Source organism: Pseudomonas sp. c313 (assembly GCF_055407145.1).
In genome coordinates this window covers 1-22,372 of record NZ_JBUZRD010000006.1, presented here as the reverse complement: position 1 = coordinate 22,372, position 22,372 = coordinate 1, and the positions used below count along the sequence as shown (strand labels likewise).

General features: G+C 59.2%; 23 protein-coding genes and 1 pseudogene. 9 read left to right on the top strand and 15 right to left on the bottom strand.

All coding sequences use genetic code 11. The features are described 5' to 3' along the window. Nucleotides 1–1,353, bottom strand: coding sequence for a 3-oxoacyl-ACP reductase (locus tag ACZRKZ_RS18025; protein WP_463982325.1), 1,353 nt, complete (start codon nt 1,351–1,353; stop codon nt 1–3). Nucleotides 1,354–1,467: 114 nt separating this feature from the next. Between ACZRKZ_RS18025 and ACZRKZ_RS18020 the strand changes: the two genes are divergently transcribed. Both ACZRKZ_RS18020 and ACZRKZ_RS18015 read left to right on the top strand, forming a co-directional pair. Beyond that, entirely contained in the window at nt 1,468–2,745 is a 1,278-nt protein-coding gene (locus ACZRKZ_RS18020) for an acetyl-CoA C-acetyltransferase (protein WP_463969206.1), read from the top strand. A 174-nt stretch (nt 2,746–2,919) separates the two neighbouring features. Beyond that, a complete protein-coding gene (locus ACZRKZ_RS18015) occupies nt 2,920–3,816 on the top strand; it encodes a PA4780 family RIO1-like protein kinase (protein WP_463969207.1) in 897 nt (298 codons plus the stop codon). A gap of 51 nt (nt 3,817–3,867) precedes the next feature. On the opposite strand, the gene cueR is transcribed toward ACZRKZ_RS18015, so the two are convergent. The 3 genes and pseudogenes from cueR to ACZRKZ_RS18000 form a co-directional block, all read right to left on the bottom strand. Further along, complete coding sequence (gene cueR / locus ACZRKZ_RS18010) at nt 3,868–4,281, bottom strand: Cu(I)-responsive transcriptional regulator (protein WP_463982324.1); 414 nt, start codon at nt 4,279–4,281, stop codon at nt 3,868–3,870. Then, nucleotides 4,278–4,453: pseudogene (locus tag ACZRKZ_RS18005) on the bottom strand (hypothetical protein); the annotation flags it as partial. The pseudogene ACZRKZ_RS18005 and the gene cueR, both read right to left, overlap by 4 nt. 120 nt (nt 4,454–4,573) lie before the next feature. Then, a complete protein-coding gene (locus ACZRKZ_RS18000; RefSeq protein WP_149414835.1) occupies nt 4,574–4,954 on the bottom strand; it encodes a hypothetical protein in 381 nt (126 codons plus the stop codon). Between the two features lie 147 nt (nt 4,955–5,101). On the opposite strand from ACZRKZ_RS18000, the gene ACZRKZ_RS17995 reads away from it, so the two are divergent. Together ACZRKZ_RS17995 and ACZRKZ_RS17990 are read left to right on the top strand one after the other, a co-directional pair. Beyond that, nucleotides 5,102–5,299 carry a heavy-metal-associated domain-containing protein gene (locus tag ACZRKZ_RS17995; RefSeq protein ID WP_463969209.1) on the top strand — a complete coding sequence of 66 codons (198 nt, stop codon included), beginning with the start codon at nt 5,102–5,104 and terminating at the stop codon, nt 5,297–5,299. 86 nt (nt 5,300–5,385) lie between these two features. Beyond that, complete coding sequence (locus ACZRKZ_RS17990) at nt 5,386–6,588, top strand: multidrug effflux MFS transporter (protein ID WP_463982323.1); 1,203 nt, start codon at nt 5,386–5,388, stop codon at nt 6,586–6,588. Between the two features lie 53 nt (nt 6,589–6,641). On the opposite strand, the gene ACZRKZ_RS17985 is transcribed toward ACZRKZ_RS17990, so the two are convergent. The 3 genes from ACZRKZ_RS17985 to ACZRKZ_RS17975 all read right to left on the bottom strand — a co-directional run bounded on the left by ACZRKZ_RS17985 (nt 6,642) and on the right by ACZRKZ_RS17975 (nt 8,320). Further along, the gene (locus tag ACZRKZ_RS17985) at nt 6,642–6,821 is read right to left on the bottom strand and encodes a hypothetical protein (RefSeq protein ID WP_463982322.1); all 180 of its coding nucleotides are present in this window, start codon (nt 6,819–6,821) and stop codon (nt 6,642–6,644) included. A 148-nt stretch (nt 6,822–6,969) separates the two neighbouring features. Then, nucleotides 6,970–7,983 (bottom strand): zinc-binding alcohol dehydrogenase family protein, encoded by a 1,014-nt coding sequence (locus ACZRKZ_RS17980; protein WP_463982321.1) that lies wholly within the window; start codon nt 7,981–7,983, stop codon nt 6,970–6,972. A gap of 43 nt (nt 7,984–8,026) precedes the next feature. After that, the gene (locus ACZRKZ_RS17975; RefSeq protein WP_463982320.1) at nt 8,027–8,320 is read right to left on the bottom strand and encodes a putative quinol monooxygenase; all 294 of its coding nucleotides are present in this window, start codon (nt 8,318–8,320) and stop codon (nt 8,027–8,029) included. Between the two features lie 123 nt (nt 8,321–8,443). Here ACZRKZ_RS17975 and ACZRKZ_RS17970 point away from each other — a divergent pair, with 123 nt between their 5' ends. Then, nucleotides 8,444–9,373, top strand: coding sequence for a LysR family transcriptional regulator (locus ACZRKZ_RS17970; RefSeq protein WP_463982319.1), 930 nt, complete (start codon nt 8,444–8,446; stop codon nt 9,371–9,373). A 106-nt stretch (nt 9,374–9,479) separates the two neighbouring features. On the opposite strand, the gene ACZRKZ_RS17965 is transcribed toward ACZRKZ_RS17970, so the two are convergent. Next, nucleotides 9,480–10,433 (bottom strand): adenosine deaminase, encoded by a 954-nt coding sequence (locus ACZRKZ_RS17965; RefSeq protein ID WP_463982318.1) that lies wholly within the window; start codon nt 10,431–10,433, stop codon nt 9,480–9,482. 205 nt (nt 10,434–10,638) lie between these two features. Between ACZRKZ_RS17965 and ACZRKZ_RS17960 the strand changes: the two genes are divergently transcribed. Beyond that, nucleotides 10,639–11,727 (top strand): calcium:cation antiporter, encoded by a 1,089-nt coding sequence (locus ACZRKZ_RS17960; RefSeq protein ID WP_463982429.1) that lies wholly within the window; start codon nt 10,639–10,641, stop codon nt 11,725–11,727. Between the two features lie 2 nt (nt 11,728–11,729). Here ACZRKZ_RS17960 and ACZRKZ_RS17955 read toward each other — a convergent pair whose 3' ends face one another. The 3 genes from ACZRKZ_RS17955 to ACZRKZ_RS17945 form a co-directional block, all read right to left on the bottom strand. Beyond that, nucleotides 11,730–13,085, bottom strand: coding sequence for an 8-oxoguanine deaminase (locus tag ACZRKZ_RS17955; protein WP_463969215.1), 1,356 nt, complete (start codon nt 13,083–13,085; stop codon nt 11,730–11,732). A gap of 153 nt (nt 13,086–13,238) precedes the next feature. Beyond that, on the bottom strand, nt 13,239–13,925 hold the full coding sequence (locus ACZRKZ_RS17950; RefSeq protein ID WP_463982317.1) for an SDR family oxidoreductase: 687 nt from the start codon (nt 13,923–13,925) through the stop codon (nt 13,239–13,241). 25 nt (nt 13,926–13,950) lie between these two features. Further along, nucleotides 13,951–14,301, bottom strand: coding sequence for a MerR family transcriptional regulator (locus ACZRKZ_RS17945; RefSeq protein ID WP_463982316.1), 351 nt, complete (start codon nt 14,299–14,301; stop codon nt 13,951–13,953). An 83-nt stretch (nt 14,302–14,384) separates the two neighbouring features. Here ACZRKZ_RS17945 and ACZRKZ_RS17940 point away from each other — a divergent pair, with 83 nt between their 5' ends. Continuing rightward, entirely contained in the window at nt 14,385–14,777 is a 393-nt protein-coding gene (locus ACZRKZ_RS17940; RefSeq protein WP_463982315.1) for a hypothetical protein, read from the top strand. A gap of 302 nt (nt 14,778–15,079) precedes the next feature. Here ACZRKZ_RS17940 and ACZRKZ_RS17935 read toward each other — a convergent pair whose 3' ends face one another. From ACZRKZ_RS17935 to ACZRKZ_RS17920, 4 genes are all read right to left on the bottom strand, one after another. Then, nucleotides 15,080–15,661: an IMPACT family protein gene (locus ACZRKZ_RS17935; RefSeq protein ID WP_463982314.1), complete on the bottom strand. Its 582-nt coding sequence runs from the start codon at nt 15,659–15,661 to the stop codon at nt 15,080–15,082. Nucleotides 15,662–15,673: 12 nt separating this feature from the next. Beyond that, nucleotides 15,674–16,333 (bottom strand): TetR/AcrR family transcriptional regulator, encoded by a 660-nt coding sequence (locus ACZRKZ_RS17930; protein ID WP_149414830.1) that lies wholly within the window; start codon nt 16,331–16,333, stop codon nt 15,674–15,676. An 87-nt stretch (nt 16,334–16,420) separates the two neighbouring features. Beyond that, complete coding sequence (locus tag ACZRKZ_RS17925) at nt 16,421–17,815, bottom strand: uracil-xanthine permease family protein (protein ID WP_463982313.1); 1,395 nt, start codon at nt 17,813–17,815, stop codon at nt 16,421–16,423. Between the two features lie 86 nt (nt 17,816–17,901). Beyond that, a complete protein-coding gene (locus ACZRKZ_RS17920) occupies nt 17,902–18,822 on the bottom strand; it encodes a LysR family transcriptional regulator (protein ID WP_463982312.1) in 921 nt (306 codons plus the stop codon). Nucleotides 18,823–18,948: 126 nt separating this feature from the next. Here ACZRKZ_RS17920 and aptA point away from each other — a divergent pair, with 126 nt between their 5' ends. Together aptA and ACZRKZ_RS17910 are read left to right on the top strand one after the other, a co-directional pair. Further along, nucleotides 18,949–20,298, top strand: coding sequence for an omega-aminotransferase AptA (aptA, locus tag ACZRKZ_RS17915; protein ID WP_463982311.1), 1,350 nt, complete (start codon nt 18,949–18,951; stop codon nt 20,296–20,298). A gap of 74 nt (nt 20,299–20,372) precedes the next feature. Then, complete coding sequence (locus ACZRKZ_RS17910; RefSeq protein ID WP_149414834.1) at nt 20,373–21,866, top strand: CoA-acylating methylmalonate-semialdehyde dehydrogenase; 1,494 nt, start codon at nt 20,373–20,375, stop codon at nt 21,864–21,866. The last annotated feature ends 506 nt before the right edge of the window (nt 21,867–22,372 follow it).

Sequence of the window (22,372 nt, the reverse complement as noted above, 5' to 3'; positions counted from 1 at the left end):
TTATGCTCCCAAGAGACTTTGCCCACAGACCCGCAGCGCCTGACCGCTGACCGCCCCCGAACCCGGCTGGCCGAGCCACGCCACGGCTTCGGCGACATCCTGGGGGATGCCGCCCTGGCCGAGGGAACTCATGCGTCGCCCGGCTTCACGCAGGGCGAAGGGAATATGTGCAGTCATCTGGGTCTCGATAAAACCAGGGGCCACGGCGTTGATGCTGATCCCACGGTCACCCAACAACGGTGCCCAGGCCTGGGCCAGGCCAATCAGCCCGGCCTTGCTCGCGGCATAGTTGGTCTGCCCGCGATTGCCGGCGATGCCGCTGATGGACGCCAGCAACACGACGCGGCCGTTGTCATGCAAGGTGCCACTGTCGAGCAGGGCCTTGGTCAGCACTTGTGGCGCGTTGAGGTTGACCGCCAGCACCGCGTCCCAATATTCCGGGGTCATGTTGGCCAGGGTCTTGTCGCGGGTGATGCCGGCGTTATGGACGACGATGTCGATGCCGTCCGGCAACTGTTCGATCAGTTGCGTGGTGGCGTCTTCGGCGCAGATATCCAGGGCGATGCTACGTGCGCCCAGGCGTGCGGCGAGAGCATCCAGATCCGCCTTGGCCTGTGGCACGTCCAGCAGGATGACCTCGGCACCGTCCCGGGCCAGGGTTTCGGCGATTGAGGCGCCGATACCGCGCGCGGCGCCGGTCACCAGGGCCTTGTGCCCGGCCAGGGGGCGAGTCCAGTCTTGGACTTGCGTGGTGCAGGTCTCCAGGCGAATCACCTGGCCCGAGATGTAGGCGCTTTTGGGCGAGAGGAAAAAGCGCAACGCGCCTTCCAGCTGATCTTCAGCGCCGTCACCCACATACAGCAGTTGCAGGGTGCCGCCGTTGCGCAGTTCCTTGGCCAGTGACCGACTGAAGCCTTCAAGGGCGCGCTGGGCACTGGCGGCGAAAGGATCATTAAGGCTTTGCGGCGCTCGGCCGAGGATCACCAGGTGCGCGCTGTGATCGAGGTTTTTCAGCAGCGGCTGGAAAAATTCCCGCAACTGTTTCAACTGATCAGTGTGCGCCAAGGCGCTGGCGTCGAACACCACCGCCTTGAGCTTGGGGCCATGGCCAGGAATCCAGGCCGGCGCCACCAAAGGTTCGGGGCCGTAGCTGAAAATCGCTTCAGTGAGTTTGTTGGCAAACGCCAAGACCTTCGCCGCCAGCGGCCCGCCGCCGATCAGCAGGGCGCCGTCTACCGGGCGCAGGCGTCCGGCCTGCCAGCGCTCCAGACGTACCGGCGACGGCAGGCCAATGGCCGCGACCAGACGATGGCCGAGGCTTGAGTTGGCGAAGTCGATATAACGATCAGACATGGAACGCTCTCCGATTGCTGGGGTTCAAACGGTGGACCACCCATGGGTGGCAGTCGTTCGATTGAGCCTAGGCTAGGCTCAAAGATTGAGCCCACAACCAACAGGGAGCTTTCCATGACTCAATTGCGCCGTGTAGCGATCATTGGCGGTAACCGCATTCCCTTCGCCCGTTCCAATGGCCCTTATGCCACGGCGAGTAACCAGGCGATGCTGACCGCGGCCCTGGAAGGCCTGATTGAACGCTACAACCTGCACGGCCTGCGCATGGGCGAGGTGGCCGCCGGCGCGGTGCTCAAGCATTCCCGTGACTTCAACCTGACCCGCGAATGCGTGCTGGGCTCGCGGTTGTCGCCGCAAACACCCGCCTATGACATTCAACAGGCCTGCGGCACCGGCCTGGAAGCGGCGTTGCTGGTGGCCAACAAGATCGCCCTGGGGCAGATCGAATGCGGCATTGCTGGTGGCGTCGACACCACGTCCGACGCACCCATCGGCGTCAATGAAGGGTTGAGAAAAATCCTGCTGCAAGCCAACCGCAGCAAAAGCATGGCCGATAAGTTAAAAGTCTTGTTACAGCTTCGCCCCCGTCACCTCAAGCCGGAACTGCCGCGCAACGGCGAACCGCGCACCGGTTTGTCCATGGGGCAGCATTGTGAATTGATGGCGCAGAGCTGGAACATTCCCCGGGCCGAGCAGGACCAACTGGCCCTGGAAAGCCATCAAAAAATGGCTGCGTCCTACGCCGAAGGTTGGCACAACGATTTGCTCACGCCGTTTCTCGGCCTGACCCGCGACAACAACCTGCGCCCCGACCTGACCCTGGAAAAACTCGCCAGCCTCAAGCCCGCCTTTGAGCGCAGCGAAAAGGGCACCCTGACCGCCGGTAACTCCACGCCGCTGACCGATGGTGCCTCCCTGGTATTGCTGGGCAGCGAAGCCTGGGCCAAGGAACGTGGCTTACCGATCCTGGCTTACCTGCGAGATGGCGAAGCGGCGGCGGTGGATTTCGTCAACGGGGCCGAAGGGCTGTTGATGGCGCCGGCTTATGCCGTCCCACGCTTGCTGGCAAGGAATGGTCTGACGCTGCAGGACTTCGATTACTACGAAATCCACGAAGCCTTCGCCGCCCAAGTGTTGTGCACCCTTAAAGCCTGGGAGGATGCGGATTACTGCAAGACCCGCCTGGGGCTGGACGCACCGCTGGGCTCTATCGACCGCAGCCGCTTGAACGTCAAGGGCAGTTCGTTGGCGGCCGGGCACCCGTTTGCCGCCACCGGCGGGCGCATCGTTGCCAACCTGGCCAAGCTGCTGGACGCGGCGGGCCGGGGGCGCGGGCTGATCTCGATCTGTGCTGCCGGCGGCCAGGGTGTGACGGCGATTATTGAACGCTGATCTCAGCTATCATCCGCAAGCCTGGGGACAAAGCCGGCCTTGTCAGATTAATCTGGCATATTGGATGCATTCTTAAGTGGTCAAAGGTCGGTATCCTCTCCCCGCAGGGAGAGGATTGCCGTATAACGAGTGGCATACGCGTATTTGGTAATAAAGGACCCACAATAAAAGCTGATGAAGACTCCTAAACGCATTGAACCCCTGATCGAGGACGGTCTGGTCGACGAAGTGCTGCGCCCACTCATGAGTGGTAAAGAAGCAGCTGTTTATGTGGTGCGCTGTGGCAACGAGTTACGTTGCGCCAAGGTCTACAAGGAGGCGAATAAACGAAGTTTTCGTCAGGCGGCCGAATACCAGGAAGGCCGCAAGGTCCGTAATAGCCGCCAGGCCCGGGCCATGGCCAAGGGCTCCAAGTTCGGCAAGAAAGAAACCGAAGACGCTTGGCAGAACGCCGAAGTGGCTGCGCTGTTTCGTCTGGCGGGCGCTGGCGTTCGAGTTCCCAAACCCTACGACTTCCTTGAAGGCGTGCTGTTGATGGAACTGGTGGCCGATGAGTACGGCGACGCGGCGCCACGACTTAACGACGTGACGCTGGAGCCGGATCAGGCCCGTGAATATCACGCCTTCCTGATTTCCCAGATCGTGCTGATGTTGTGTACCGGTCTGGTGCACGGTGACCTTTCCGAGTTCAACGTGCTGCTGACGCCAACGGGCCCGGTGATCATCGACTTGCCCCAGGCAGTGGATGCGGCGGGTAACAACCATGCGTTCAGCATGCTGGAACGGGACGTGGGCAACATGGCCTCTTACTTCGGGCGTTTTGCCCCGGAGTTGAAGACGACCAAGTACGCCAAGGAAATGTGGGCGCTGTACGAAGCCGGCACCTTGCACCCGGCCAGCGTCTTGACCGGCGAGTTTGATGAGCCGGAAGAGTTGGCGGACGTTGGCGGTGTCATTCGTGAGATCGAAGCGGCGCGGCTGGATGACGAGCGTCGCCAGGCGATACGTGCGGCAGACGACGCACCTGTGGGCAAAACGGCGGAAGAGCCTCCTCCGCCGTGGATGCAATAAACCCCTGACAAAAAATCCGGCACATGCCGGATTTTTTTTACCTAGTGATCGTCAGGCGATTTTTTTCTCACAACACCCACCCGACGCCAACTCCTTGAGAATCGGGCAGTCCGGTCGGTGATCGCCCTGGCAGTGCTCCACCAAGTCCTGCAACGTATCGCGCAATTGCCCCAATTCAAGAATCTTCTGGTTCAGCTCCTCGATATGCTGGCGTGCCAGCGCCTTGACGTCCGCACTGGCACGCTGGCGGTCCTGCCACAGCGTCAGCAACTTGCCGACTTCCTCCAACGAAAACCCCAGGTCACGCGATCGCTTGATAAACGCCAGGGTGTGCAGGTCATCGGCGCCATACACACGATAACCGCTGTCGGTGCGCTGGGCGGGTTTGAGCAGGCTGATGGACTCGTAGTAGCGGATCATCTTGGCGCTCAGGCCACTGTGACGCGCTGCTTGGCCGATATTCATGAATGGTCCTCCAGATCCTTGGGTTTCCAGGTTTTCAACAGCAGGGTTTTACTCACCGCACTCACACTGGACATTGGCATTGCCGCGCCTGCCAGCACTGGATTGAGCAGGCCGAACGCTGCAAGGGGAATGCCGATCAGGTTATACACAGAGGCCAGGACAGATTCTGTCGGTCATGCTGGCAGTCGCCAGGTCGAAGGTGGTAGATCCGTTCACGGGCAGTACTCCAGGAGAAGTTGCCCATAGGATCAGCCTTGACCTGAGGGGAAGGTCAAGGCTTCAGATCAATGTTTCAGTAACCCAGCGTCGCCGGCTTGAGGTACATGCCGCCCTGGCCTTGAGCAATGCGCCACTTGCGCACGTCTCCGGCTTTCAAGTTGACCTCCTGTGCCTTGGGCGCCAGCATCCCCGGCAAGCACCCGGCGGCTTGGCCTGGCAGTAACTTGAGGCGCAGCGACACCTTGCCCTCCGGCAAGTTGAACGAGGTGGCTTGTTCCTGAAACAGCCTTCCTGCCAACTGATCATCGATGTATAAGCCAATCTCGCAGTTGGTCGGCACTTCCAGGCGCTCCCGGGAAATAATCAGCACGGCATAGTCTTCGGCGGCACTGGCCATTGGCGCAGCGGCGAACAAGCTCATCAGGCTGACAAGGCCAAAAAACGACAAGCGCATGGCGAATTCTCCGAATTTCAAATCATCAATAGATGCAGCTTGGCCGAGGGCGCCGATGAATACCAGCCCGGCTGATGTTTTCAGCGCTTGACCTTGCCATCGTGGCAAGGTCAAAACTGCCGTCATCCTCATTAAAGGAGTCATGTCATGCAAGTATTCAGCGTTGAAGGAATGACCTGTGGTCATTGCGTCCGGGCGGTGACCCAGGCGGTGCAGAGAAAGGACCCGGCGGCCAGCGTGCGGGTCGATCTGGCAGCCAAGGAGGTCGGGGTTGAAAGTAGTCTGACAGCCGATGAAGTCATCAGCCTGATCAGCGAAGAAGGCTACAGCACTAAGCTCGTCTGATTATTTAATAGTTAGTGAGCTAACATAATGCCCAAGGCACCCAAGCGCGGCTAGACTGTCGAGCTGCCGACTCACCTGGGTGCCTGATGAACCTTCGCATAATCCTGATTCTTGCGTCTTTGAGCGCCTTTGCGCCGCTGGCGATCGATTTTTACCTGCCGGGCTTCCCGGCCATGGCCGCAGCGTTCGGCACCGACGAAAAACATATCCAGCTGACGTTGGCCGTGTACTTCATCGGCCTGGCAATCGGTCAACTGGCCTATGGCCCGGTGGCAGACCGTTTCGGCCGGCGGATCCCGTTGTTGACCGGTGTCGGCCTGTTTACCGTGGCGTCACTGGCCTGTGCCTATGCGCCGTCCCTGGAATGGTTGATCGGTGCGCGCTTCGTCCAGGCCCTGGGCGGTTGTGCGGGGATGGTGATTTCCCGCGCGGTGGTCAGTGACAAATGCGATGCAGTGGGCTCGGCCAAGGTCTTCTCGCAGCTGATGCTGGTGGTCGGCTTGGCGCCGATCCTCGCACCAATGTTGGGTGGGGTGATGGTCAGTCTGTATGGTTGGCAGTCGATATTCCTGGCGCTGACGGTGTTCAGTGTCATGGCCGCCATTGCAGTGGCGGTCGGCTTGCCGGAAAGCTTGCCGGCCAATCAACCCCGTCAACCGTTGTCCGGGGCGTTGCACCAGTACGGTCGCTTGCTGGCGGACCGGGTGTTCCTCGGTTATGCCCTGACCGGGGGCATTGCGATTGCCGGGATGTTTGCCTACATCGCTGGTTCACCTTTCGTCTTTATCAAGCTCTACGGCGTACCGGCCGAGCATTACGGTTGGCTGTTCGGCACCAACGCCGCGGGCTTTATCCTGGTGGCGCAGGTCAATGCGCGCTTGCTGTCCAAGCGTGGCCCGGCGTTTTTGTTGACCCGCGCCGTGTGGGTTTACCTGGCGGCAGCTCTGGCATTGTTGGCGGTCAGCGCTTTGCACACTGAAGCCTTGTGGCCGTTATTGGTGCCGCTGTTTATCTGTATTGCCAGCCTGGGCTGCATCCTGCCCAACACCTCCGCCTGCGCCATGAACGGGCAGGGCGCACGGGCCGGCAGCGCTTCGGCGTTGCTCGGTTGCATCCAGTTCGGTGTGGCCGCCGGTGCGGCGTCGTTGGTGGGGTTGCTGCACGATGGCAGCGCCATGCCGATGGCGATCGTCATCAGCGTGTGCGGTGTATTGGCGGTGACCGTGGCCATGACGACTCGGCGCTTTGTAGGCGCTGCTGAGCCTGCGGGGCTGCGATCGAGGGCGTAGCCCTCGCAGGGCTGCAGTGCAGCCGAACACAGCCTCGGCAGCGCCTACGGAGTTCAGCCGGCTGAGCGGTGTTGTTGCTCGGGAAAGTGGTGCGGGGCCTGAATTCGGTTTTGTAGGGTGTTGGCAAAGGCGCGGGCTTCGGCCTCACTGCGGAAGGTGAAGCTGTTCTGGCCCAAGCGAACCTGCCATTTGTGGTCTTGGGATTTTGCTAACGCGTTTATCAGGATCTTCATTGCTGATTTCCTCACGTAAAAGATTGCGTGGCAAAGGCGGACAATATAAACCCGAACACGCTCACAAATATGACAAGGATCAAATCTCTGACTAGTGGTGTCTTCTGTTACCTGTATGGATAACGGAAGACACTGACAGATATTTTACCTAGAACCCTTCCAGCACGATCTTGCCCTTGGCCTTGCCGCTTTCGAGCAGTTCGTGGGCACGACGCAGGTTGGCCGCGTTGATCACGCCGAAGTGCTCGCCCAACGTGGTTTTCAGGGTGCCGGCGTCGATCAGCTCGGCCACGCGGTTGAGCAAGTTGTGTTGCTCAATCATGTCGGCGGTCTCGAACATCGAACGGGTGTACATGAACTCCCAGTGCAGCGACAGGCTCTTGCGCTTGAGCTTGCTGATATCCAGCGCCTTGGGATCGTCGATCAGCGCCAGCTTACCTTGGGGGGCGAGGGCTTCCACCAGTTGATCGAGGTGCTGGTCGGTCTGGGTCAGGCTGGCGACGTGGGTCACTTGTGGTACGCCTGCGCGTTTGAGCTCTTCGCTCAGTGGCTGGCTATGGTCGATCACCAGGTCGGCGCCCAGCTCCTTGGCCCAGGCTTGGGTTTCGGGACGTGAAGCGGTGCCGATGACTTTCAGTGCAGTGAGCTGGCTGGCCAGTTGGGTGAGGATCGATCCGACGCCACCGGAAGCGCCGACAATCAGTAGGCTCTGGCCTTCATCGACCTTGCTTTCACTGACTTGCAGGCGCTCGAACAGCAACTCCCACGCGGTGATGGCGGTTAGCGGCAGCGCGGCGGCTTCGGCAAAGCCCAGGCTTTTTGGCATATGGCCGACAATTCGCTCATCCACAGTGTGCAGTTCACTGTTGCCGCCGGGGCGCACCAGGGAACCGGCGTAGAACACCTTGTCGCCGGCCTTGAACAGGGTCACTTCACTGCCCACCGCTTTGACCACGCCGGCCACATCCCAGCCTAGCACTTTGGCCGCGCCGTTTTCCGGGGCGACGCTCTGGCGCACCTTGGTGTCTACCGGGTTGACCGAGATGGCTTTGACTTCCACCAGCAGGTCTCGTGGGCCGGCGACGGGTTCGGGCAACTCGATGTCCTGCAGGGATTTTGGATCGTTGATGGGCAGTGACGCGTAGTAAGCGATGGCTTTCATGGAGAACTCCAAAAGGTTGTCAGGGCTATTCAAGCGAAACGCTTCAGGCCAGGAACTTCAGGCGCTTGAGGTCGAAATGTTCAAGCACGTCAGTAGCCTTGGCGCGAAAATTCTGGATATGCGCGCTCTGATCGTGGTCGGCCAGCGCCGCGTCGTCATTCCAGCGTTCGAGCATGTAGAAGGTCTCGGGGTGTTGCAGGTCCTGGTGCAGGTCGTACTGCTGGCAGCCTGCTTCGGCGCGGGTGGGTTCCAGCAGCGCGCGCAGCAATTGCTCTAGGGTGTCTTGTTGACCGGGTTTGGCGATCAGCGTGGCAATGACATTAAACGCACTGGGCATATTCGACTCCTGATAGGGGATGAGCGGCATGAACAGATCATTGGCTATTTCTCTGCAAGATAAAACCCGCTAAAAGAGCAGTCTCTTTCAATATTTTATTGATAATCAGCCGGGACGATCGCCATGCTGCGTTTTGATGACTTGCAGTTGTTTGTCCGTGCAGCGGACTTGGGCAGCCTCTCGGCGGCGGCCCGTGTGATGGATATGTCGGCAGCCGTGGCCAGTGCCGCGCTCAAGCGCATCGAGCAGCAACTGGGCGCGCGTCTGCTGGCCCGCTCGACACGTAGCCTGCGCTTGACCGCCGAGGGCGAGGGGTTCCTGGAGTACGCCCGCGCCGCCTTGAGCAATCTGGATGAAGGTCGCCGATTGCTGGCCAGCGGTCAGGATCAGGTTAGCGGTGTGCTGCAACTCTCGGCGCCTTCGGACTTTGGCCGTAACCTGCTGCTGCCCTGGCTCGACGAATTCCAGCGTGAGCACCCGAAGCTGACCGTGCGCTTGCTGTTGGGCGACCGGATCGCCGACCTGTTCCGCCAACCCGTGGACATTGCCTTGCGCTACGGCGAACCGGAAGACTCCAGCCTGATTGCCTTGCCCATCGCCGCGCAGAACTTTCGGGTGCTGTGTGCTGCCCCCGACTACCTCGCGCGCTATGGTGAGCCGCGTCACCTGGAGCAGTTGGCCCAGCACAACTGCCTGCTTTATATGCTTGGCAGTCGCATCCATGACCATTGGAGTTTTCACGACGGCAAGCGTGAGGTCAGCCTGACGGTGACAGGCGACCGCTTCAGTGACGACGCCGATGTGGTTCGTCGGTGGGCATTGGCCGGTGTCGGCATTGCCTATAAATCCTGGCTGGACGTCAGCGCTGATGTTTTGGCCGGGCGCTTGCGGTTGATCCTGCCGGAGCTGCGTTGTGAACGCGCTCCGCTCAATCTGCTGTGCGCCCATCGCGCGCAGCTGAGTAAGCCGATCAACCTTCTGCGTGAAATGCTCGTGTCCCGTTGTGCGAAATTGACTGCGCAGTTTCCGGCGCGAGTGGTCTCTACACCATAACCCCGGGAATGCCGGGGCAATGTAGCGTTGCACCTATACAGCCTGAGCTGTATCCGACGTCGGCGCAGGCCCGGGGTTCGGGCTTTGCGCCTACGGCAGTTCGGAGTTAAGGCTTCACCAGCCGTGCGTCCAGGCTGTTCTGCGCCAGGCGTTTGGCCTGGTCCTGGGTCATGCCCAGAGATGTGTGCAGTGCATGGAAGTTCTCGGTGACATAACCGCCGAAGTACGCCGGATCGTCCGAGTTGACTGTGACCTTTACGCCACGCTCCAGCATGTCGAGGATGTTGTGCTGGGACATATCGTCGAATACGCGAAGCTTGGTGTTGGACAGCGGGCACACCGTCAGTGGGATCTGCTCGTCGATGATCCGCTGCATCAAGCGCTCGTCTTCGATGGCGCGCACACCATGGTCGATGCGCTCAATCTTCAACAGGTCGAGGGCTTGCCAGATGTATTCCGGCGGACCTTCTTCGCCAGCATGGGCGACGGTCAGGAAACCTTCATGGCGGGCGCGATCGAACACCCGCACAAACTTGCTCGGCGGGTGACCCATTTCCGAACTGTCCAGGCCAACGGCGACAAATGCATCACGGAATGGCAGTGCCTGGTCGAGGGTTTTCTCGGCTTCGTCTTCGCTCAGGTGGCGCAGAAAGCTGAGGATCAAACCGCTGGTGATGCCCAGCTGTTGCTCGCCATCTTTGAGTGCTGCGGCAATGCCGTTGAGTACAACTTCGAAGGGCACGCCACGGTCGGTGTGGGTCTGAGGGTCGAAAAAGGGTTCGGTGTGGATCACGTTCTGCGCCTTGCAGCGCAGCAGGTAGGCCCAGGTCAGGTCGTAGAAGTCCTGGGAGGTGCGCAACACATCGGCGCCCTTGTAATAGAGGTCGAGAAACTCTTGCAGGTTGTTGAAGGCGTAGGCCTTGCGCAGGGTTTCGACGTCGTTCCACGGCAGCGCGATCTTGTTGCGTTCGGCCAGTGCGAACAGCAGCTCAGGCTCCAGCGAGCCTTCCAGGTGCAGGTGCAATTCAGCCTTGGGCAGGGCGTTGAGCCAGTCGTACATTTATAAAATCTCATCAGGTGCAATGGCGGCATTCTACAGGTGCAATGCGAAATAATCGGCAAAACCTGACCAGACGATGGGTATTCGGGTTGCAGGGTTCATGCCTCGTGCAAGCAGTGAGTGAACTAAGGTGTAACGAAACGTTAGCGACGTGGCGCAGTCTGTACCCCATCAGTGACTGATTTACTGCTCGAAAAGGCCCGTGATGCTCACATCCCTCAAGCAAGAAAAATTTATGCTGCTGGCGCTGATTGCCGCCATTGCCGCCTACCCTCTGGAGCACTGGTTGCTGCACAGCGGGCAGAGGGTTGCGCTGCTTGGTGGCGTGGCGTTGATCGGCTTTATCGTGATTGCTTCAATGCGCGTGGCTCATCACGCCGAGCAGTTGGCGGAAAAGGTCGGCGATCCGTACGGCACGATGATCCTGACCCTGGCCGCCGTGCTGGTGGAAGTGGTGATCCTGGCAATCATGATGAGTAACGAACCATCGCCAACCCTGGTGCGCGACACCATCTACTCGGCTGTAATGCTCGACATCAACGGCATTCTCGGCCTGGCCGCGCTGATGGGCGGCATCAAGCATGGTGAACAGTCCTACAACGATGATTCGGCGCGGACCTACAGCGTGATGATCCTCACCGCCATGGGCGTGTCGATGGTGGTGCCGGAATTTATCCCCGAGTCTGACTGGAAAATTTACTCGGCCTTCACCATTGGTGCGATGGTGGTGCTGTACACCCTGTTCCTGCGAATGCAGGTCGGGCCCCACAGTTATTTCTTCAGCTACAGCTACCCGGAAAAACGCGGCAAGAAACAGCCGGAAGATGAGGCGCCGTCGATCAATCTGGCGTTCTCAATCGGCACTCTGGTGTTCGGTGTGGTGGTGATTGGCGCGCTGGCCGAGGTGATGTCCAAGACATTGGACCTTGGGTTGGAAGGGACAGGTGCTCCGCCTGTGATCACGGCAATCGTGGTGGCGGCAATTTCCGCCGCGCCGGAAATTTTGACTGCGTTGCGCGCCGCTCTGGCCAATCGCATGCAGTCGGTGGTCAACATTGCGCTTGGTGCGTCATTGTCGACGGTGATTTTGACGGTGCCGGTAATGGAGGCCATGGCGCTTTACACCGGCCAGCCGTTTCAGATGGCGATGACCCCGGTGCAAACAGTGATGGTCTTTATCACGCTGATTGTCAGCGCGATCAACCTCAACGATGGCGAAACCAACGCCATCGAAGGGATGACCCATTTTGTGTTGTTTGCGACCTTTATCCTGTTGTCGTTGTTGGGGGTGTAGCGTCAGCCGCTGATCAGCTGCCGTGCCGCCTGGCTGTGATCGGCAATCAGGCCTTTCAGGTCGAGGCCTTCGACCTGCCCATCGATCACGCGCCACTTGCCGCCCACCATCACCCGATCCGCCCGGTCGGCGCCGCACAGCAGCAGCGCCGAAATCGGATCATGGCTGCCGGAGAAGCGCAGCTCATCGAGCTTGAACAGCGCCAGGTCAGCTTGCTTGCCCACTGCCAGCTCACCGATGTCACTGCGGCCGAGCAATTGTGCGGAGCCTTTGGTAGCCCAACCCAGGACCAACTCAGGGGTGATTTTTTCCGCCCCGTAACGTAGGCGCTGGATGTACAGGGCCTGGCGGGTTTCGAGGATCATGTTCGAGGCGTCGTTGGAGGCCGAGCCGTCCACGCCCAGGCCCAGCGGCGCGCCAGCGGCAATCAGGTCCAGGGTCGGGCAGATGCCGGAGGCCAGGCGCATGTTGGAACTTGGGCAATGGCAGACGCCGGTGCCGGCCGCGCCCAGGCGGGCGATTTCCTCGGGGTTGAAGTGAATGCCGTGGGCCAGCCAGGTGCGTGGGCCGAGCCAGCCGACGCTGTCCAGGTAATCCACGGTGCGCAGGCCGAAACGTTGCAGGCAGAAGTCTTCTTCGTCGAGGGTTTCCGCCAGGTGGGTGTGCAGGCGCACGTCAAGGCTGTTAGCCAGTTCGGCGCTGGCGGACATGATTTGCGGCGTGACGGAGAACGGTGAGCAGGGCGCGAGGGCGATCTGGATTTGGGCGCCGTCGCCACGCTCGTGATAGTTGCCGATCAGTCGCTGGCTGTCTTCGAGGATCACTTCGCCTTGTTGTACGGTCTGTTGCGGTGGCAGGCCGCCATCAGCTTCACCCAGGCTCATGGAACCACGGGTCAGCATGGCGCGCATGCCCAGTTCACGCACGCTCTCGACTTGCACGTCGATGGCATGTTCCAAGCCATCGGGAAACAGGTAGTGATGGTCCGCCGCCGTGGTGCAGCCAGAGAGCAACAGTTCAGCGAGGGCCACTTTGGTAGCCAGTGCCAGTTTCTCCGGGGTCAGGCGAGCCCATACCGGATACAGGGTTTTCAGCCACGGGAACAACGGCTGGTTGACCACCGGCGCCCAGGCGCGGGTCAGGGTTTGATAGAAGTGATGATGGGTGTTGATCAGGCCGGGAAGGATCACATGCTCGCGGGCATCGAAGACTTGTCCACAGGCTGTGGCGGGTTGTTGCCCGAGGCCGAGGACTTCAACGATCACACCGTCTTGCAGCACCAGGCCGCCACGGGCGTCGAGGGCATTGGCGGTGAAGATCGCGAGAGGGTTTTTTAACCAGATACGGGTCGCAGGCATTGGCCGGCTCCTCTGAATGATGGGTTCAGGTTTGCCAGCTCAGTGTTGCCCTGTCTGCTGATCCAGGGTCGCCGGGGAGGGCGAGGTGGGCAGTTTACGTGTAGTCCACAGCCGGGTCTATCGCCGGCAATCGGCGATAGACCTGTATGACGTTTACCAGGGGATGGTCTGGCCCTTGTAGTTTACAAAGTGGTGGCCGCCCTTGCCGGTGTAGGCATTGACTTGGTCGATCAAGCCGCGAACGCTGGTCTGGACGTCAATCTGCGCGTCTTCTCCGCCCATAGCGGTTTTGACCCAGCCCGGATGGAGCGATAGGACGGTCAGTTTCTGATCACCCAACTGCGTGACAAAGCTGTTGGTCATGGAGTTGAGCGCGGCCTTGCTTGCTTTGTACAGCGCCAAGTCCGCGCCGTCGGGGATGGTCACGCTGCCCAGCACCGAACTCATGAAGGCCAGCACGCCGCTGTCTGCACGGATCTGCCCGGCAAACCGTTGCGCCAGGTTGATCGGCGCCACGGCGTTGGTGAAAAACAGTTGGCCCACTTCGGCCTGAGTGGCGTGGCCGGGCGTCTGATTGACGGGACCTTTGACGCCAGCGTTGACGAACAGCAGGTCGAAGATTTTCCCCTTGAGGCGTTGGCTCAGGGCGTTTATGGCTAGCTGGTCGTCCATGTCCAATTGTTCGATTTGCACTTGGCCGAGGGCTTTCAGGGCGTCGGCCTTTTGCGGATCACGCACGGTGGCGGTGACTTGCCAGCCGTCGGCCAGCAGTTGGTTGACCAGGCCAAGGCCCAGGCCTCGGGAGGCGCCGATGATCAGTGCGGTTTTTGGCGTAGACATGAGTAGCTTCCTTTGTGGTGCAAGTTCATGGGTTCAATGGACAACGCTGGCCGAGTCTTTGCTGCAACTCTTGGCGCAGGTGGCTGAGTTCGACGATGCGGGTTTCGATCAGGTTGAGCTTGTCTTGCAACAGTTGGGTCACGGCGCTGTCGGGGTCGGCCGCTTTCCATAGCGCCGCGACGCTACTGCCGATTTCGCCGAGGCTGAATCCCAGGCGCTGAGCGGTCTTGATATACAGGACCAGTTGCACCATTTCCGCCGGATAGTCGCGGTAACCGTTGGCGCTGCGTTGGGCGGCAATCAACCCACGCTGCTCGTAGAAACGCAGGGTGTCGCGGCTCACGCTGCTGGCCAGGGCCAATTCGCCGATGCGCATAAGATGGGCTCGATAGGGCTTGACCTTGGAGCATACTCCAGGCTTTAGCCTGCTTGCTTCTTGAATCGAAGGAGCTTGCTGATATGTGGACTGCACACCAATACCGCCAACTGGTGCGTGCCAGCGGCTGGTACGACCTGATCGTCACCGCTGCGTTTGTCACGCCTTGGACTTTTCTTTTGCTTCACAACGCTTTGCTGGCTTTGAACCTGCCAGGCGAACTGCCGCCCTTTGCGCCTATTCATGTGCTGATGGCCAACCTGATGGGGTCGATTGTCTGTGTGTGGGCGGTGTTGCGGATCCGCGATCCCCAGGTAATTTTTGGACGCTATGACGCGGTGGGCCGGATACTGTTTGCCACTTGGCAGATTTATGCGCTGGTTCACGGCGCCAGTTCGGCGTTGTTGATCGTCCTGGTGTTTGAAGTGCTCTGGTTGGTGGCGCAGTTAATGCCGGTGCGCCAGGTAGCAGACTGATCAAAAAACGTTCAATTTCAGCGGGGCGTTGCTGCCTATGCTGCCCGGACACTCTTGCACGGGTTATCCACAGGTTGTTCCACAGTAATTGTGCGCAAGCGTCATCGGTGGGTATAAGCGCTGCACCCCTTTGTTCTAAAGGCGATAACCAGTCTAACTGACTGTTTTTTAGCTGGATTAATAGTTTAGTGTGGTTGCTTGAGCAAAAACTGAACAACGGCCGCAAACCCTTGTGACAGAAGGGTTACAGGGGAGTGTGCTCAGGTTATCCACAGGCGGGTGCACCGTAGATGTGGGTAATTTCAGCGTTGCAGGCGGATGCGCCCACGGCTCAGGTCGGCGAGCTGATTCTGTAACGTGTCGATGTGCGCCTCTTCCAGCATAAGCTGCAGTTCGACGCCATTGGCGGTGAAGGTTTCCTCCACCACTAGTCCGCCCAGCTCGGCGACACGAAGTTTCACCAGTATCAGCTCGGCAAAACCACAGGCACAGCTCAGTGGCACGCGTTTGATCAGTTCAACGCGCTCGGCGCCTTGCAGGCATTTATTGGCACCGCCGCCATAGGCGCGGGCCAAACCGCCAGTGCCCAACTGGATGCCGCCGTACCAGCGGATCACCAGCACCACGACGTGGTCGCAGTCTTGTGCTTCGATCGCTGCCAGGATCGGTCGCCCGGCAGTACCGCCGGGTTCGCCATCATCGTTGCTGCGGTATTGATCGCCCAGCTTCCAGGCCCAGCAGTTGTGCGTGGCGTTCAGGTCGCTGTGTTGGTCGATGAAGGCCTGGGCGTCCTGGGGGCTGGCGATAGGGGTGGCGAGGGTAATGAAGCGGCTTTTGCGTATTTCTTCGCGAAATTCGCAAAGGCCAGTAAGGGTGAAAGGCATGAGTCGCTTCGTTTAGAGGGCTGGCTTGATGCCGCAGCCTTTGAGAATGATGTGGATAAGGTTGGTGCCAGCGTCTTCCATGTCTTGTTTGGTCAGCTTGGTGCGACCGGTGACACGGCAGATCTGCGTGGCGAAGTCGGCGTAGTGCTGGGTACTGCCCCACAGCAGGAAGATCAGGTGTACGGGGTCGACCGGGTCCATTTTGCCCGCGTCGATCCAGGCCTGTAACACCGCCGCGCGGCCGCTGAACCAGGCGCGATAGTCCTGGCCGAAATATTCGCTCAGGCATTCGCCACCGCTGATGATCTCCATGGCGAAGATCCGCGAGGCTTGGGGCTGGCGGCGGGAAAACTCCATCTTGGTGCGGATATAGCGAGTCAGCGCTTCGGCTGGATCATCTTCGGCGGTCAGCGTATTGAAGGTGCTGTCCCACAGTTCGAGGATGTTGCTGAGCACGGCGATGTACAGCCCCAGCTTGTTGGTGAAGTAGTAATGCAGGTTGGCCTTTGGCAGCCCGGCGCTCGACGCGATGGTGTTCATGCTGGTGCCTTTGTAACCATGGCGAGCGAACTCGTCTTCGGCGGCCTGGATGATTGCTTGTTCGTTCTTTTGCCGAATGCGGCTTGCAGGTTTTCCGGCGTGGTTGCTGTGGGCAGGAACTTCGAGGCTCATGGAGGTTTCCGTGCAGATCGATAAATGCGACGTGTGCACAGATAACCCACCCTCAAGCCTCAGACAAGTCCCGATACGATAAAAGCGTCAAAGCGGTTCCAGGGTGTCGCTTTCCAGGGCCTGGTTTGCGGCAGGTGTCGTTGCCTTGGCTTCCGGTAATAGCAGGCACAATACAATTGCCGTCAGGCCGCCGCTGGTGATGGCGGAGTCGAACAGGTTTTGTACTAGCGTTGGCATCAGATGCAACAAATTCGGTTGGGCTGCGATGCCCAGGCCGACACCGAACGAGGTGGCAATGATCAGCATGCTGCGCCGATCCAGTGGCGCTTGTGCAAGGATGCGCACGCCGGCGGCGGCCACACTGCCGAACATCACCAGGGTCGCGCCGCCCAGCACCGGCTTGGGGATCTGCTGCAACACGGCGCCAATCAGTGGGAACAGCCCGAGACAAAACAGCACCACGCCGATGTACAGGCCGACATAGCGGCTGGTGACGCCGGTCAACTGGATGACGCCATTGTTCTGGGCGAAGGTGGTGTTGGGGAAAGCACTGAAGGTAGCGGCGATCATGCAGCTGATGCCATCACCCAGAACGCCGCCCTTGAGCCTGCTTATATAAGAAGGGCCGCTGATAGGTTGGCGGGCAATCATGCAATTGGCGGTGAGGTCGCCGACGGTTTCGATGGTGCTGATCAGATAAATCAGCGCAATGGGTAGGAACGCTGTCCAGTCGAAATTGAAACCAAAGCGGAACGGGGTCGGCAGGCTTACCAATGGCAAGTCCGGCAAGGCGTGCGGTACCAGAGTGCCACTGAACCAGGCGGCGAGACTGCCCAGAGCCAGGCCGATGATGATGGCCGAGAGGCGCACCCACGGTGTGTTCGAGCGGTTGAGCAGGATGATAGTCAACACCACGAACAGGCCTAGCGCCAGGTTGGTGGGCGCGCCGAAATCGGGGGCGTTGAAACCGCCACCCAGATCAGTGATGCCGACCTTGATCAGGCTGATGCCGATCAAGGTGATGACAATGCCTGTCACCAGTGGCGTGATTACCCGCCGTAGTTGGCCGATAAAACGGCTCAACACTACTTGCACCGCCGCGCCGAAAAAGCACACCCCGAAAATCATTGCGAGGATGTCTTCCGGGCTGCCGCCCCGTTGCTTGACCAGAAACCCTGCTGATAACACCGCGCCGAGAAAGGCGAAGCTGGTGCCTTGCAGGCAGATCATCCCGGCGCCAATGCCAAACGGCCTACGAGCCTGAATGAAAGTACCGACACCCGAGACCATCAACGCCATGCTGATCAGGTAGGGCAGGTGGGCGGTCAGGCCCAAGGTGGAACCAATGATCAGCGGCGGGGTGATGATACCGACGAAGCTGGCGAGTACGTGTTGCAGTGCGGCAAGTAAGGCGGGCAATGGTTTCGGGCGGTCGTTGAGGCCGTAGATCAGGTCGCTGGAGCTGGAAGATTCTGGTGGCATGGCGTTGGAACTCAAGGCTGACGATTCAAGGTCCTCATGCCTTGCAAAAAGCTGTCCAGTTGCTCAGGTTTTATGTGGGCGCCGTGTTAGCGGGTGGCAGCCAGGCTTTCGAGGAAACTTTCCAGCACCAAATGAGGGCGACGACCCTTGCGCGTGACCGAAGCGAGGCTCAAATCATAAAAGCGTGCGGCGGGTTTCAGGGCGCGCAAGCGGCCTTGTTGCACCCAGAGGCTGGCGTAGTGATCCGGCAGGTAGCCGATGTAGCGGCCGGTGAGGATCAGGAATGCCATGCCTTCACGGTCCGAAGCACTGGCGGTGCAGTTGAGGACTTGATAGTGAGCCTGGATTTCGGCGGGCAAGCGGAAGGTTGGCGCAATGGCGTCCTGTGAGTTGATGCGTTCGTCGTTGAGTTGCTTGTCGTCTGCATAAAACAGCGGATGACCGACCGCGCAGTAGAGCAGCGAGCGTTCACTGTAAAGCGGCTGATATTCGAGGCCCGACAGCGCGCTGGCCTGGGGCACGACGCCGACATGCAAGCGCCCGTCGAGCACCCCTTGCTCCACTTCGTTAGGGGCGATCATACGGATTTGGATCTGTACGTCTGGGCCGCGTTCTTTCAATTGCGCCAAGGCGTGGGTGATACGCATGTGGGGCAGGGTGACCAGGTTGTCGGTCAGGCCGATGGTCAGTTCGCCGCGCAAGTGTTGGTGCAGGCCGTTGACCTCGGTGCGGAAACTTTCCAGGGCGCTGAGCAGTTGCAGTGCCGATTGATAAACCTCGCGTCCTTCTTCCGTCAGGGAAAATCCGGCGCGACCACGCTGACACAGACGCAGGCCCAAGCGTTGTTCGAGATCACTCATCTGCTGGCTGATAGCTGAACGGCCAATCCCCAGCACGGTTTCTGCCGCCGAGAAGCCACCGCACTCCACCACGCTGCGAAAGATGCGCAGCAAGCGAATATCGAAGTCGCTGACTTGGGCCAGGGGATCGGGTCGACGGCTACTCATAGTTTAGTGAAGGCCTGACTGAAGGTTAGAAGAGTTGGATTTCACCGACTTTATCCTCGTGGCAATTTAGCTGCAACTACGCTTTTCGATCCCTACGCCGCCTATAGCCTTGCGAGGATTTTGCAGATGAACATGCCCGAAAACGCTCCGTCGTCCCTGGCCAGCCAATTGAAGCTGGACGCTCACTGGATGCCGTACACCGCCAACCGCAACTTTCACCGTGACCCGCGCCTGATTGTGGCTGCCGAAGGCAGTTGGTTGATCGATGACAAGGGGCGCAAGGTCTATGACTCGTTGTCTGGCCTGTGGACGTGTGGTGCCGGGCATACCCGCAAGGAAATCCAGGAAGCCGTCGCCAAGCAGCTCGGCACTTTGGACTACTCGCCAGGCTTTCAATACGGTCATCCCTTGTCTTTTCAGTTGGCAGAAAAGATCACCGATCTGACACCGGGCAACCTGAACCATGTGTTCTTCACCGACTCCGGTTCCGAGTGTGCCGATACCGCTGTGAAGATGGTTCGTGCTTACTGGCGCCTGAAAGGCCAGGCGACCAAGACCAAGATGATCGGCCGTGCCCGTGGTTATCACGGTGTGAACATTGCCGGTACCAGCCTGGGTGGTGTTAACGGCAACCGTAAAATGTTTGGTCAGGCGATGATGGATGTTGATCACTTGCCTCACACATTGTTGGCGAGCAATGCCTTCTCCCGTGGTATGCCAGAGCTGGGCGGTATCGCTTTGGCCGACGAACTGCTCAAGCTGATCGAGTTGCACGACGCATCCAACATCGCTGCCGTGTTTGTTGAGCCGATGGCCGGTTCCGCCGGCGTGTTGGTACCGCCACAGGGTTACCTCAAGCGTCTGCGTGAGATCTGTGATCAGCACAACATTCTGTTGGTGTTCGATGAAGTGATCACTGGCTTCGGCCGTACCGGCTCTATGTTCGGCGCCGACAGCTTTGGCGTGACACCGGACTTGATGTGCATCGCCAAGCAAGTCACCAACGGCGCGATTCCGATGGGCGCGGTGATTGCCAGCTCGGAGATCTACCAGACCTTCATGAACCAGGCGACGCCTGAGTACGCGGTGGAATTTCCCCACGGTTACACCTACTCGGCGCACCCGGTGGCTTGCGCTGCGGGCCTGGCGGCACTGGACCTGCTGCAAAAGGAAAACCTGGTGCAGAGCGTGGCCGAAATCGCCCCGCACTTTGAAAATGCGCTGCACGGTCTGAAGGGCAGCAAGAATGTCATCGACATTCGTAACTACGGGCTGGCCGGTGCGATTCAGATCGCCCCGCGTGATGGTGATGCCATCGTGCGGCCATTCGAAGCAGGTATGGCGTTGTGGAAAGCGGGCTTCTACGTGCGCTTCGGCGGCGACACTCTGCAATTCGGGCCAACCTTCAACAGCAAGGCGCAGGACTTGGATCGCTTGTTCGATGCGGTCGGCGAAGTGCTGAACAAGATCGACTGATTTCTCCTTCTATATAGAACAACTACCAGGTGCGGCGAGAGTCGCGCCTGTGGACAACTTTTCAGGAGCCCTGCATGAGCCTTATCCAGCATTTGATCAACGGCGAACTGGTGACCGAGAACGGTCGCAGTGCTGATGTTTACAACCCGTCCACCGGCAAAGTGATTCATCAAGTACCACTGGCCAGCCGGGAAACCATTCAAAGCGCTATCGACTCGGCAAAGGCGGCATTCCCGGCATGGCGCAACACACCGCCGGCCAAGCGTGCCCAGGTGATGTTTCGTTTCAAGCAATTGCTGGAACAGAACGAAGCGCGTATCTCGCAATTGATCAGCGAAGAGCATGGCAAGACTCTGGAAGATGCGGCAGGTGAGTTGAAGCGCGGTATCGAGAACGTCGAATACGCGTGCTCGGCGCCGGAAATCCTCAAGGGTGAATACAGCCGTAACGTTGGTCCGAACATTGATGCGTGGTCCGATTTCCAGCCGCTGGGTGTGGTCGCCGGTATTACGCCGTTCAACTTCCCGGCGATGGTGCCGCTGTGGATGTATCCATTGGCGATCGTTTGCGGTAACTGCTTCATTCTTAAGCCTTCGGAGCGTGATCCAAGCTCGACATTGCTGATTGCTCAACTGCTGCAGGAGGCCGGCTTGCCTAAAGGCGTGATGAGCGTGGTGCATGGTGACAAGGGCGCGGTGGATGCGTTGATCGAGGCGCCGGAAGTTAAAGCGCTGAGTTTTGTCGGTTCGACGCCGATTGCCGAGTACATCTATTCCGAAGCCACCAAGCGCGGCAAGCGTGTACAGGCTTTGGGCGGGGCGAAGAACCATGCAGTGCTAATGCCGGATGCGGACTTGGACAATGCGGTCAGTGCTCTGATGGGCGCGGCTTATGGTTCCTGTGGTGAGCGCTGCATGGCAATCTCGGTGGCTGTCTGCGTGGGCGATCAGGTGGCTGATGCGTTGATCGCCAAGCTGGTGCCGCAGATCAAGGCGTTGAAGATTGGTGCGGGTACCTCTTGCGGCCTGGACATGGGGCCGCTGGTGTCTGGTCAGGCGCGAGATAAAGTCAGTGGCTATATAGAAGACGGTGTTTCTTCTGGTGCCGAGTTGGTGGTCGATGGTCGCGGCTTGAGTGTTGCCGGTCATGAAGACGGCTTCTTCCTGGGCGGCTGCCTGTTTGATCGCGTGACCCCTGAGATGCGCATCTATAAAGAAGAGATCTTTGGGCCGGTACTGTGTGTGGTTCGGGTGAACAGCCTGGAAGCGGCGATGCAACTGATCAATGATCACGAGTATGGCAATGGCACCTGCATCTTCACCCGCGATGGAGAGGCGGCGCGGCTGTTCTGTGACGAGATTGAAGTGGGCATGGTTGGTGTCAACGTGCCGCTACCGGTTCCGGTGGCTTATCACAGCTTCGGTGGCTGGAAGCGTTCGCTGTTTGGCGACCTGCATGCCTATGGGCCGGACGGGGTGCGTTTCTATACCCGTCGCAAGGCGATTACCCAGCGCTGGCCGCAGCGGGCCAGCCATGAAGCCTCGCAGTTTGCTTTTCCTAGCTTGTAAGTAGGAGGCAGAAGGTCGACCCGTAGGGGTTGGCCTTCGCGTTTTCGGGCTTTTTTGACTGATATGACAGAATTGTGAAAGTAGGGGTTGACGGCAGATTCTGGAAGTCTATAATTCGCCCCACTTCCGGCGCAGTCGAAACGGAAAACTCCTTGGTAAACAAAGAGTTATGTAGGTTTCGATAGCGAGTTGCTTCAGTTCACCGAAGCCCAGAAAGAGTTGATAAGGTCGTGTTGTTTGACCCTGTTAACGGTTCGATCTTCTCGGTCGAAAGCGGAGAAAAAGAGGTGTTGACAGCAGCGAGTAACGCTGTAGAATTCGCCTCCCGCTAACGAGAGATCGGAAGCGCAAGTGGTTGAAGTTGCAGAGGAAACTTTGAAAACTTCTTAAAATAACCGCTTGACAGTAACAGAGGCTGCTGTAGAATGCGCCGCTCGGTTGAGACGAAAGATCTTAACCAACCGCTCTTTAACAACTGAATCAAGCAATTCGTGTGGGTGCTTGTG